Origin of the sequence: Novosphingobium sp., assembly GCF_032093395.1 — a bacterium.
In the GTDB taxonomy this organism is placed as follows: Bacteria; Pseudomonadota; Alphaproteobacteria; order Sphingomonadales; family Sphingomonadaceae; genus Novosphingobium.
This window is the reverse complement of the sequence record NZ_DAMDBA010000109.1, coordinates 1-13,114: the sequence shown is the minus strand read 5'-3', so window position 1 is coordinate 13,114 and position 13,114 is coordinate 1. Positions and strand designations below refer to the sequence as shown.

Here is a 13,114-nt window from a genome sequence, read left to right as displayed (position 1 = left end):
GCGGTGACCTTGCGCGCTGCCTCGATCGCTTCCCAGCGTGCGTTGGCGCCGTCAGGCCGGGTGCCGATATCGTTATCGGTCAAGGCGCGGGTGAAAGAGGGCGCGCCCCCCGTCAACAGCGGCTTGCCGCCCGCGGCATAGCTGGTAACGAGTCCGGTCGTGCGATCCACTGTCAGCGTCGCGCCGCCGGCGGAAAGACGATAGCTGCCCGCATCCTGCGCCAGCGCGACCTTGACCGGCCGCGCCACATCGGGGGTCGGGCTGGTGCCGAGCGAGAACTGCTCCCAACCGACCACCGCTCCGGCCTTTACTAGCGGCACCGAACCTTCCCTGGCGGTGGCCCGCACGGTCAGCATGTATTCCGAGCCGGGCTTACGTTCGAAAGCAGGGAGCGGCACCGAGAAGGCCTGCTTGCCCCGCGCAGGGGTGGCGAGCGCGGGCAGAGCGCCATGAGCGATGGCCACCCCATCCTCATCCAGTTCCCAGTCGAAGGCAAAGCCAGACAGGTCGCGGAAATCGTGGCGGTTGAGCACCTCGATCCGCCCGGCTCCGGCATCGAGCGCGGCAAACTGGATCGGCGAATAGACCTTCTGCACTTCGAAAAGCTGCGGGTTCGGCGTACGGTCGGACTGGTTGAGACCGTCTCCGAACTCGATCTCGCCGCGCGGATTGGGGCCGAACGAACTGCCGTCTCCCCAATAGCGGCGCCCATCGGCGGTATAGCGATAGATCGACTGGTCCACCCAATCCCAGATGAAGCCGCCCTGCAGACGGTCTTCATGGGCATGGATGGTGTCCCAGATCTCCTTGAAATTGCCGCCGGAATTGCCCTGCATATGGGCATATTCGCACTGGATCATCGGCTGCGGATATTTCTCGGGATGCGCGGCATAATCGACCATCTGCCCGATGGTGTCGTACATCGGCGCATAGATATCGACGTAAGGGTTCGGACGGTGGTCGCTGATCTGCGAGTGGCCGAGGAACGAGATGAGGCGCGTGGGATCGAGCGCGCGGGCAGCGGCGGCGGCCTTCTCGAACGTCGGCCCCACGCCCGTCTCGTTGCCCAGCGACCAGAAAATTACCGAGGCATGGTTCTTGTCGCGCTCGACCATGTTGGTGACGCGGCTGACATGCGCGGCTTCCCAGGCGGGATCGTAGCCGAGCAGATAAGTGGCATTGTCCTTCGCGCGGTTGGCGGCGGAGAGGTATTCGTGGCTCTCGATATTGGCCTCGTCCATAACGTAGAGGCCGTATTCGTCGGCCAGATCGTAGAGCCGCTCGTCGTTGGGATAGTGCGAGGTGCGCAGCGCGTTGACGTTGTTGCGCTTCATCAGTTCGATATCGCGGCGCATCGATTCCTCGGAAATCACATGGAAATGCTCCGGGTCATGTTCGTGCCGGTTGACGCCGCGAATGGTGATCGGTTGGCTGTTGACGGTGACAAGACCGTCCTTGATCGCCACCGTGCGGAAGCCGATGCGCCGTGCGGTCGCCTGTACGGTCTTGCCTTTGCGATCGATCAGTTCGACCATGAGCGTATAGAGATCGGGCGTTTCCGCCGTCCACGGGCGCACGCCGGGGATCGTGCCGTTAAGGGCGATCTCGCCGCCTGCAACTTTCGCGCTGCGAGTGAGCAGCACCTTGTCGCCGTCCAGCACCGTGGCCCGTACGGTCAGCCCGCGCGCGGCGGACGAGGTCTTGAGCGTCAGGTCCAGCGTGCCGTCGCGGTAATCATTGGTAAGGCCGGCACGCGCGAAAACATCGTCCACCCGCGCGCGCGGCGCGGCGATTAGGTAGACCGAACGTTCGATGCCCGAAACGCGCCAGAAGTCCTGATCTTCCAGATAGGAACCGTCCGACCAGCGCCAGACCCGGATCGATACCGAATTGCGCCCCGGCTTCACCAGGCGCGTCAGGTCGAATTCGGAGGGGAGCTTGGAATCCTCGCTATAGCCCACTTCCTGCCCGTTCACCCAGACCCGGTAGGCCGAGCCTGCCGCGCCGATATGCAGGATGACGTCGCTGCCCTTCCAGTCCGCCGGAAGATCGAAATCGCGGCGATAGGAACCGACCGGATTGGCATCGTGCGGGATCAGCGGGCGATTGGGCGGGAACGGATACTGTACGTTGTTGTAGACCGGGCGGTCGAAGCCCTGCGTCTGCCAGTCAGCCGGAACCTGGATCGGCTTCCAGCCCGACACGTCGTAATCCGGGCGGAAGAAGCCTTCCGGCGCCTTGTCGGCATCGGGGGTGAAATCGAACTTCCATGTCCCGTCCAGCGAAAGGAAGCGCTGCGAGCGAGAAGGATCATTGGCTACGGCGCGTTCGCGGTCCTCGAACGGGAAGCCGGTGGCGCGGGCGGGCAGCTTGCCCTTGGCGAAGACAGCGGGATTCTCCCAGTCGGGGCGCTCGGCAGAGACTTGCGGCTGGATCGGCTTCGGCACTGGCGTGGCCGCAAAAACGGATGTGGTGATGCCGATCGCGAGGCCTACGCTTGCCAACAGAAAGTGTCTCGGCGGCATCATTGGGCGAAACTCCATTCGAGGATAGCGGCGGGGCCATCGAAGGCGATCCGCAGATAACGGGCAGAACCCGGAGACGGCAGCAGGATGGGAGAGCCGGAAACGCCCTTCATCTCCTGCACCGTGCGCCATTGCCTGCCGTCATCGGACGCAAGCAGGCGCAGCGAGAACGGCGTGACCGGATCGGCGGGACGCAGTTCGCTGACGCCGATCTGGCGCCTGCGCCCGACGTCTGCCTGAAGCCATGCACTGCCCTTTGCTGGAGAGGCCCAGCCGGTGGCGTAATTGTCGTCGCCCGCCAGTGTTGCGGCATGGGCTGCATCCAGCATGGCGGAGGCGCTGAACCGCAAGGCCTGCCCGGCCCGGCGGCGATCGGCAGTGCCGGGGATATCCGGCCCGTCGTGCGTCGGCCGGACCACACGCAGACGGTCTCCCTCAACTACCAGCCGGTCCACCGCCACCTGACGCCGTACTTTGCCGTCCGCCGAGGGAAACGGCAGCGCCTGCCGGTGGTAGAGGATGAAGTCCTGCCCACCCGCCGCGAACACCGCATGGTGGCCGGGGCTGATCACGCTGCGGGCCGTATCGGTGGCGAGGATCGGCGCGTCCTCCGGCTCGGTGAACGGTCCAAGCGGGGAGGAGCCGACCGCATAGCGCACCTGATAGGTGTCCTTGGTGGTATTGCCCCAGCTGTACGTCAGAAAATAGCGCCCGCCGCGCTTGAACAGGAACGGGCCTTCAAAATAGTGCGCCGGAGTCACGTCCTGCGGCTCGCCATCGAAGGTCACCATATCGGGCTTGAGGCGTACCACATAGCAGCGCCCGTTCACCCAGTTGAGCCCGGAACCCCAGTAGAGATAAGCAGTGCCGTCATCGTCGATGAAGGCTTCGGCATCGATCATGTGGAAGCCGGGGCGGTAATTTCCCGGGATCAGCGGACGGCCTCCATTGGCGTCGCGCCATGGCCCGGCCGGGTGGTCGGCCACGCCCACCCAGACCTCGCTGCCGACCGAGACGTACATCCAGAATCGCCCGTCGTGCCCGCGCACGACCGAAGGCGCCCAGACCTTGCTCTTGTTCGAGGTCGGGCTGGTGGCCGCCAGCTTGGTCGGCCAGCTCGGCTCCGAGAAAGTCCAGTCACGAAAATTGCGCGAGCGCCAGAGGCCAAGCCGGTCGCCGCCCCACGGGTCTTCGGTGGCAAAGACGAACCACTCGCCCTCATGCTGCACGATCGAGGGATCGGCGAAATAACCGGGCAGGATCGGATTGCGCGCGCCCAAATCGAGCGCCGCCACCTGCTGCTGTTTTGCCGTGGTCGGCGCGGCATCCACGAGGAATGCCGCGCCCGTCAGGAGAACTGCCGCTGCTAGCCGGATCATCACTTACATGGCCTCGCCGATAGCTTCGAGCGAGCGGCGCTTGGTCTCGGGGAAGAACGCCAGCACAACTACGAACTGAAGCGCCATCATACCGGCGAAAAGCCAGAACGGCAGGCCGCGGGCATGGGCGGCCATCAGCGGGAAGCCGAAAGCGATGATCGCGTCCATGAACCAGTGGACCGAGGACCCGAGGCTCTGCCCGCGTGCGCGCACGTCGGTCGGGAAGATTTCGCTGATGTAGACCCAGATCACCGCCCCTTGCGAGAAGGCGAAGAACGCGATGAAACCGATCAGCAGGTAGAGCAGCCAGCTCTGCGGCGCACCGCCGCCGAAGATCACCGCGACACCCGACAGCGCAGCGGTAAGGCCGACCGAGCCGATCAGCAGCAGGGTCTTGCGGCCGATGCGGTCGATAACGGTAAGCGCGAGCGCCGTGAACAGCAGGTTGCAGGCGCCGATGACGATGGCCTGCCGGTCCGCCGAGACGCCGGTGAAACCGGCTGCCGCGAAGATGTCGTTGAGGTAATAGAGGATCGCGTTGATGCCGGAGAGCTGGTTGAAGGCGGCGATGGCGATGGCCAGCAGCATCGGCCTGTGGTGCCGCTTCCAGTTGAGGCGCGGGGCGTGCGCCTGCTCTTCCGCGCGGCGCCATACGGAGATCTCACCCGCAACATCGGCATTGCCCAGCCTGGTGAGTACGGTCGCCGCTTCAGCCTCACGCCCCTTGGCGAAAAGCCAGCGAGGGCTGTCGGGAATGGTGCGCATCATGACCAGCAGCACGACCGCGGGAAGCGCGGTCACCCCGAACTTCACGTGCCAGTCGAGCGCACCGAGTTCGAGGCTGGAGACGAAGTAGTTGCTCAGGTACGCGACGAGAATGCCCAGCACAACATTGAGCTGGAATGCGCCGACCATCATCCCGCGTCGTTCGGCAGGCGCGATCTCCGCGATGTAGACCGGCGCCAGCACCGAGGATGCGCCCACCGCGAAGCCCGCCAGCACGCGCATGATGAGCAGCATCGGCCAGTTCAGCGCGAACAGGCAACCAATGCCGGATACGAGATAGAGCAAGGCGATAACCGTCAGCGAGGACCGCGCGCCGTAGCGGTCTCCAGGGATGCCGGCGAGCAGAGCGCCCGCCAGCGTACCCCAGAGTGCGCTGGAGACGGTGATCCCGACGCCGGTGGCGTCGAGACCGAAGGCGTTGCGAATGCCTTCCGTGGTGCCGGCGATGACCGCCGTATCGAAACCGAACAAGAGCCCGGCGAGCGCGCCGACCAGCACGCCTCGGAAAAGCGTCGCATTCATCATCCCGTCCCCTTTTATCCGGCCATCACATCGTGAAGCGCACGCCGACGCGGAACGTGCGGCCGATCGCGTCGAAGTCGGAGATACCCGAGGGGCCGTTGGCCACATAGGGATTTATCAGCTTGTTGAAGACGTTGGTGACGCTGAGATAGGCTTCCCAATCCTGGTCGACCGGCAGCTTCGCTGCGATACGAGTGTCGAAAAGCACCTGACCGGCAAAATGGCGCTGCGGCAGATCGTCGGCCGCCGTGCCCTTGTCAAAGGCGCCGCCGCCGATGAAGCGTGCCTGGTTGAACAGCGATACCGCTCCGATCCGGAAGTCCGCCTGCCCGGTCAGGCGCCAGTGCGGAGCCGTACCGATCTGCCCGGCGCGGTCGATTGCGGCGACGCCCGGCGAGCTTTGCTCGTACTTGTCGATGTAGTTGCCGAGCAAGCGGGTGGAGATCACCGCATCCTTGTGCAGCCACGGAAGGTTCGAGCGATAGCTGGCTTCGAAATCGATACCGCGGGTGTCGAACGAGGCAAGGTTCTGGGTGACGATATCGATCTGCGTGAGTACGCCGTTCGCATCGCGGCTGATGAGCGCGCAGGCCGAGGCACTGCCGTTGTAGCAATCGTCGATCTCCTGCTGATACGACAGCGAGGCGATCGCATCGCGGATCTTGATATCATAGTAGTCGACCGAAAGGTTGAAGCCCGGCAGGAACGAAGGCGAATAGACCCCACCGAAAGTAAGGGTGTTGGCGACTTCCGGACGTAGATCCGGGTTGCCGCGCACAACCGAACGGACGTTGGTCGCAGTTGTGTTGGTGAACGGATCGTAGACTTGCGGTTGATAGCTGGTCGTACCGCGCTGGAACAGTTCGTAGAGGCTGGGCGCGCGGATATCGCGTGAGCGGGTGACGCGCAGGCGCAGGTCGTCGTAGAGTTCCCAGGTCAGGCCGGCCTTCCAGGTCGTCACCGAACCGCTGGTGCTGTAGTCAGTGCGGCGCACGGCCCCGTTGAAGTCCAGCGCCCGGATCAGCGGCAGGTCCTTCAGCAGCGGCAGGTCGAGTTCGAGGAAGGCTTCCTTGACGTTGTACTTGCCGCTCTGTGCCTTGGCATTGCCGACGCGGTAGGCACCTTCGGCATTGGTGATCGGGTTGTAGGCTTCCGACAGCGGATCGACCACTTGGTTGAAGCTCTGGCGGCGATATTCGACACCGGCGGCAAAGCCGACGTCACCGGCCCATAGCGCGAAGGGAGAACCGGCGATCGAGGCGGCGGTCACGAATTCGTTGAACTTCTGGTCGGCGGTATTCGTGCCTGTCACGTAGTTCAGCGCCTCGGCCGAGACCGGGTTGTTGCCGAAGACATTGACGGGAATGCAGCCGTTGCCCGGATTGGTCAGCGAGGAACGGCACACGATGTTGCCGTTGGCCGGGTTCACCACGGCATCGGCGGCATTGACGTAATTGGCCTGGATGAGGTCGTGATGCAGCGCCAGGTTGCGCGTGTTGCGCGCGGCTTCGGCATAGACGTTCCACTTGAGCCCGCCCAGCACGCTGCCTTCCGCGCCCAGTACGCCGCGAATGGTCTCGTTCGCTACTTTGACGCGGGTGCGCGGCAAGTCGCCGTCGTAGCGGCCCATGGTGAGCGTGGTGACACCCGCCCGGTCCATCATCGCGGCGAGTTCATCTGGCAGGTAGGCATTGTCGCGTGTCAGCCTGAGCGCGGTAGTGCCGAGCTGGTTCGAATAGGAGCCGACCTGATAGTCGTTTTTGGTCTTGCCGTAGTTGCCTTCCGCGAAGACCGTGAAGCTGTCACTGACGTCGTAGGCGAGACGCGAAAAGACAACCTTCTTCTCCAGTCCGGCGATCAGCGGTGCGAACTGCGGGCGCGGGCCATCGCCGCCGATCATCGTCGACCCGGTTACGCTGGAGCCGTAGTTGAAGGCGATGGGGTTGCCGTTCGCATCGAAGGTCGTGCCCCTCAGCGGACCGCTGGTAATGAGGCCGCCGAAATTGGCATTGGCCACCCTTACGTTGCAGGCGAAATCGCGCCTGGTTGCCGAACCTGCCGGGAGCGAAATGGGCTGGCAGCTCTGCCGCGAGAATGGGCGTTCCAGGCGGTCGTCGACACCGGCATTGCGGAAGTATTCGCCGCTGATCAGGAAATGCGCACGATCGTCGGCAAAGCGGGTGCCAAAGGCGAGTTCGATCTTCTGCTCGTCATTGTCGCCATAAGTCGTGATACCGCTCTGGACGTTGCCGGTGAGGCCGGTGAACTTCTTGTTGATGATGAAATTCACAACGCCGCCCACGGCATCGGAGCCATAGGCCGCCGAGGCGCCGCCGGTCACCACTTCCACGCGCTCGACCAGCGCCTGCGGGAACATGTTGGTATCCACCTGCCCGCTGCCGTCGCTGGGAATGAAGCGGCGGCCGTCGAACAGGGTGAGCGTGCGGGTGGTGCCGAGGTTACGCAAGTTGAGGTAGGCGCCGCCCTGCCCGCTGGAGGTCTGCGCACCGCGCGGCCCCGCCGAGGACGAGAGCGCCGGAAGCTGCTTCAGCGCGTCGCCAAGCGTGCTGGGCGACGCGGCATTAAGCTGCGCCGCGCTCGTCACCGTTACCGGCGTCGGGCGGTTGAAGCCGGAAAGCGGAATGCGGCTGCCGGTGACGACGATGTCCTCGGTCGAAACTACAGGTTGCTCATCTGCAGAAGCATCTGCCTCTTGCGCAAAGGCCGCCGTGTGCGTGAACAGGGCGAGCGCCGACACTCCGCCCAGTACGGTGAACCGCTTTGTCATCTTATGAATCTCCCCTCCAAAGGATTTTGTATGGCATCGCCCCTCTGGGCGTCCGTCGTCGCGTCAGCTAAGGCGCTGCGCCGATTGCAGCAGGCCGCGTATGTAGCCGTAGCAAAAGGCGAAATTCTCGGCCCGGGGCGTCCACACCGGCTTGCCGTCCACCACTTGCGGATCGTCCATGCCGGGCACGTGATCGGGCATGATCATGCCGTCGTAGCCGACTTCCGCATACGTCTGGAGCGCGCGGACCATGTCGATGTCGCCCTCGTCCGGGAAACTCTCGTTGAAGCGGTCGCGGTGGCCCTGGATATTGCGGAAGTGGACGTTGAAGATCTTCTTGCGGCTGCCAAACCAGCGGATCACGTCGAAGATCTGATTGGCCGGATCGGTCAGGTTCTCGCAAACCGATCCCTGGCAGAAATTGAGGCCGTGATAAGGGCTCTCGTTGATCTGGACGAACCGCTGCAGCCCTTCCACGGTGCCCAGCACATTGGTGATGCCCTGATAGCCACCGGGCGGCGTGCCGGGGTCCTGCGGGTGGCAGGCGATGCGCACCTTGGTCTCGTTGGCGATCGGCACGATGCGGTCGAGGAAATAAGTGATCCGTTCCCAGAACAGGTTGGCATCGACCACTCCGGCGCGCGTCAGCGGGGTCGCGGGCTTCGCTTTCAACAAGTCCCAGGCGAAGTAATGCGATCCGCCGCGCCCTTCGACCGCCGCGGTGCGCAGCACGCCCAGCAGGCTCATGTTGTACTTCACCGCCGGGATGCCCGCTGCCGCGCAGTTGCGCAGTGTGGTGGCGAAAGCCTCGATATCGCGGTCGCGCTCGGCACCGTCGCCCAGCATGATCGCAGGGTGCTTCTCGCGGTCGATATGGGTTGACCCCAGCAGGTCCGGCTCCAGCATGTCGAGACTGAGGCCGTGGCGCTCCGCCCTTTCGCGAAGGCGCGAGAGTTCGTCGACGGTCGGATAGAGCCGACCGTCAGCCACGGCAGCGCGGGCGCAGATATTGGTGACACCGAAGCGCGCGAAGTCTGCAAAATGCGCCTCGCTGGACGGCATGCTCTGGCAACCGAGCTTCATGAGATAAGGCTTGCGACCCGAAGCGCCCGCCGCGCCGGGCTTCGCGGAGCGCGCCGAGACCGCCTGAGCCCCACCGGCCAGCGTCAGCGATGCGCCCGCGCCTACTGCCAGCATGAAGTTCCTGCGATCCATCGTCACTCCCCCGATTGGCGACCGGCTGATTTTCCGGTCCGCTATTGCCTTGCGCCGCCTTGTCAGCGGTGAAAGGCTCATTGCGGGATTTGCCCTACAAATACCAATGCCAATTCTGGCTTGATCCATGCCGAACGCACACTGACAATCGATTGGTGGTTCGATGGGACTTGGACCTACAGCCCGATAATACGGAGGTTCACGCCTCTCTCAAGCGTGGAAGGATAACAATCCAGCCAACAAGGGCATCGATCGATTGCCTAATTGGGTTGGACCCGATCCACCCCCTGCCATAACGCCCACTGGCACAAAGGTGTGTCTTACTGTTTTGGAAGAGGTCAGTTCACGATGTTTAGCCCCGTGGAAGTCGGATCGAAGTTGGGGACCGGCCTGCTGTCGTTTCCCGTCACCCATTTCGACGCCGAGGGTCGGTTCCTGGAAGCCGACTATCGCGCACACTGCGCATGGATGCTGGAGCATGAACTGGCCGGCCTGTTCGCTGCAGGTGGCACCGGCGAGTTCTTCTCGCTGACGCCGGACGAAGTGGGCGAAGTAGTTGCTGCCGCCGTTGCCGAAACCGCCGGACGCATTCCGGTCATCTCGGGCTGCGGCTATGGCACCGCGATCGCCACCGACATCGCCCGCAAGGCCGAAAAGGCGGGGGCCGACGGCCTCCTGCTGCTGCCGCCCTATCTGATCGGCTCGAACCAAGACGGCCTTGCCAACCATATCGAAGCCGTCTGCCGCGCAACCGGCCTTGGCGTGATTGTCTACAACCGCGACAACGGCATCGTTACCGACGAGACGCTTGCCCACTTGTGCGAGCGCAACCCGAACCTCGTCGGCTTCAAGGACGGCGTCGGCGACATCGAACTGATGGCCCGTATCCAGGCCCGCATGGGCGACCGCCTGACCTACATCGGCGGCCTTCCCACTGCTGAAACCTTCGCCACGCCCTATCTGGCGATGGGCGTGACGACGTACTCCTCGGCGATCTTCAACTTCCTGCCCGAGTGGGCCTTGCGCTTTTACGCTGCAGTGCGCGCGGGCGACCATGCCTTCGTCGTCGAGCAGCTCAATACCTTCGTGCTGCCGTACATCGCCCTGCGCAGTCGCGGACGCGGCTATGCGGTCTCGATCGTCAAGGCAGGCATGCGCGCTGTGGGCCGCGATGCCGGGCCGGTGCGCACGCCGCTGGCCGATCTCTCCGCTGCCGAGCAGGAAGAACTGGCCGCACTGATCGCGCGCGTATCGGACGTGGCCCCGATTGCGGCCTGATCGTTCGATAGCATGAGTGTCACAGGGTGACAGGCCAGATCGGATGGCCTAGTCGGTTGGCGATGTTCGATCTCAGCCAACTGCGCTGCTTCGTCGCGGCCGCCGAAGAGCTTCATTTCGGCCGCGCCGCGCGGCGACTGAACATGACCCAGTCGCCGCTCAGCCGGCAGATCCAGCTTCTGGAGCGGATCCTCGGCGTCACCCTGCTCGAAAGGACGAGCCGGCAGGTGCAACTGACACCTGCCGGCAGTGCCTTCCTGATCGAATCCCGTCGCATCCTGCGCCTTGCCGAAGGCGCCGCGCTCGCCGCCCGGCGCATTGCCAAGGGCGATGCGGGGCGCGTGGTGATCGGCTTCACCGCTGCCTCGGGCTACGATCTGCTGCCGCGCATCGTTGCGCAGGCACTGGCCAAGCTTCCCAACATCGAACTTGAACTGCGCGAGATGGTGACATCGGAGCAGCTCGACGCGCTGCTGACGGGCCTGATCGACCTCGCCTTCGTGCGCCCGCCGATCGACCGGGCCGAGTTCGACCACGTGCTGATCCACCGCGAACCGATGCTGGCCGCCCTGCCTTCCGGCGATCCGAGGCAGGCCAAGGCCGCGCTCGACCTGTCGGACTTCGACGACAAGCCGCTCATCATGTACAGTCGGCAGGGCGCCGGATATTTCCACGAGATGCTGGTGAAGCTGTTCGCCGAAGCTGCGGTCACCCCCAGCTATGTGCAGCATGTGACGCAGATCCACTCGATGCTCGGCCTCGTCCGCTCGGGACTTGCCGCCGCTATCGTGCCGGAAGCAGCCAAGAGCCTGCACATGACCGACGTGCACTTACGCACGATCCGTACGACGCCCGAGGCGCCGGCGGAACTGCTGCTGGCCTGGCACCGCGAGAACGAGAACCCCGCGCTCGACGTGATGCGCCAGCTTTGCTTTGAAACGTTGCTCTAGATTTTTCGGGTTTTAATCCGCCAGAGTTACCCGGCGGATTGGCCCGGCAATCACCAGGAAAGCCACGATCGTCAGCAGGCAGTGCAGGCCGACGAAGCCCAGCGCCCAGTCGAATGAGCCGGTGGTCGCAACGATGTAGCCGATCACGATCGGCGTCACGATCCCCGCCATGTTGCCGAACATGTTGAACAGCCCATTGGCCACGCCCGACTGCTCGCGCGGCGCGACATCGGACATCACCGCCCAGCCGAGCGAGGCCACGCCCTTGCCGAAGAAGGCCAACGCCATCAGTGCGATGACCTGCCACTGCGACTCCACGAAAGCACAGGCGATGATCGCACTTGCCATGACCATGCCGACCGTCAGCGGCCCCTTTCGGGCAATGTCGAGCGAGCCGGTGCGCTTGAGCAGCGCGTCCGAGGCATAACCGCCAACCAGTCCGCCCGCAAAACCGCACAGCGCCGGAAGCGCGGCGGCGAAGCCTGCCTCGACGATGTTCATGCCGCGTTCGCGCACGAGGTAGATCGGGAACCAGGTCACGAAGAAATAGGTCAGCACATTGATGCAATACTGGCCGAAATAGATCCCCGCGAGCATGCGGTTGGCGAGCAGGCGGCGCATGTCGCGCAGGCTTGGCGCACGGGATGCACGGCCGCTTTCGTCCATGTGGATCAGACCGCCGCCCTGCTCGATCAGGTCGAGTTCGGCGCGATTGATCGCCGGATGCTGGACGGGGCTGCGGATGTAGCGCCAGAACGTGGCCGCTCCGGCCAGGCCGATTCCGCCCATCACCCAGAACACGCTGCGCCAGCCGAAGGAATGGACCAGCCAGCCCATCAGCGGTGCGAAAGCGACCAGCGAGAAATACTGCGCGGAATTGAAGATGGCCGAGGCCGTGCCGCGCTCGCTACCGGGGAACCAGGCGATAACCAGCCGCGCATTGCCCGGAAACGACGGCGCTTCCGCCGCGCCGACCAGCAGCCGCATGACGAACAGCATCGCAAAGACATGCAGCGCGAAAAGCCCCGCAAATCCCTGAAGCATGGTCAGCACCGACCACGAAGCAATCGCGATGGTATAGACCTTGCGCGTTCCGAAGCGGTCGAGCAGCAAACCCGCCGGGATTTGAGCTGCGACATAGGCCCATGCGAAGGCGGACAGGATAAAGCCCGTTTGCACCGCATCGAGCCCCAGTTCGCGGGAAGCCTCGCTACCGGCGATGGAGAAAGTGGAACGATCCGCGTAATTGATCGTGGTGATCAGAAAGATCAGCGCAATGATCCGCTGGCGCACCCATGTGGGCTTCGCGGTCGCCGTCGATTCCTTACCGGACACGACCATGCTCTGCACTTCTTTCACGCTACCCCTCTCCCGCCGGATATGCAATCGTTTCCCGGCTAGGATCACTCGGCTAAGCGTCAGCAGCCACCAAGTCCATCGTGAATGCAGCAGAGATCAAGCCAGAAATTGGCTTAAACATCAAAAAGAAGCTCTTCGCCGACATAGCGGACGTAGACCACATCATTTCAAATCCCTGATAGCTACCGTCCGTTCACCGAGCAGCGAATTAACCTGAACGACTTGGAGTGGGACTTTCCTGAATGTCAGCTTGAGAAGGTGGGTTCAACGGGTGGAGGCAACACAAGCTTGAAAGCGCTCTGCGGGTGTTTG

The 13,114-nt window shown here is 63.8% G+C and carries 8 protein-coding genes; 2 read left to right on the top strand and 6 right to left on the bottom strand.

What is annotated here, in order from left to right; translation table 11 throughout:
- The 5 genes from RT424_RS22370 to RT424_RS22350 form a co-directional block, all read right to left on the bottom strand.
- The coding region (locus RT424_RS22370) for a glycoside hydrolase family 2 TIM barrel-domain containing protein (RefSeq protein ID WP_313442743.1) at positions 1-2,504 on the bottom strand (2,504 nt) is incomplete at its 3' end.
- Positions 2,505-2,524: 20 nt separating this feature from the next.
- Entirely contained in the window at positions 2,525-3,904 is a 1,380-nt protein-coding gene (locus RT424_RS22365) for a family 43 glycosylhydrolase (protein ID WP_313442741.1), read from the bottom strand.
- A gap of 3 nt (positions 3,905-3,907) precedes the next feature.
- The gene (locus RT424_RS22360) at positions 3,908-5,212 is read right to left on the bottom strand and encodes a sugar porter family MFS transporter (RefSeq protein ID WP_313442739.1); all 1,305 of its coding nucleotides are present in this window, start codon (positions 5,210-5,212) and stop codon (positions 3,908-3,910) included.
- Between the two features lie 25 nt (positions 5,213-5,237).
- Positions 5,238-8,000 carry a TonB-dependent receptor domain-containing protein gene (locus RT424_RS22355; protein WP_313442737.1) on the bottom strand — a complete coding sequence of 921 codons (2,763 nt, stop codon included), beginning with the start codon at positions 7,998-8,000 and terminating at the stop codon, positions 5,238-5,240.
- Between the two features lie 63 nt (positions 8,001-8,063).
- Entirely contained in the window at positions 8,064-9,215 is a 1,152-nt protein-coding gene (locus RT424_RS22350) for a mannonate dehydratase (protein ID WP_313442735.1), read from the bottom strand.
- 348 nt (positions 9,216-9,563) lie between these two features.
- On the opposite strand from RT424_RS22350, the gene kdgD reads away from it, so the two are divergent.
- Both kdgD and RT424_RS22340 read left to right on the top strand, forming a co-directional pair.
- On the top strand, positions 9,564-10,493 hold the full coding sequence (gene kdgD, locus RT424_RS22345) for a 5-dehydro-4-deoxyglucarate dehydratase (RefSeq protein WP_313442733.1): 930 nt from the start codon (positions 9,564-9,566) through the stop codon (positions 10,491-10,493).
- A 62-nt stretch (positions 10,494-10,555) separates the two neighbouring features.
- A complete protein-coding gene (locus RT424_RS22340) occupies positions 10,556-11,443 on the top strand; it encodes a LysR substrate-binding domain-containing protein (RefSeq protein WP_313442731.1) in 888 nt (295 codons plus the stop codon).
- Positions 11,444-11,455: 12 nt separating this feature from the next.
- Here the strand turns inward: RT424_RS22340 and RT424_RS22335 are convergent, their stop codons facing one another.
- Entirely contained in the window at positions 11,456-12,784 is a 1,329-nt protein-coding gene (locus RT424_RS22335; RefSeq protein ID WP_409521573.1) for an MFS transporter, read from the bottom strand.
- Positions 12,785-13,114: the final 330 nt, after the last annotated feature.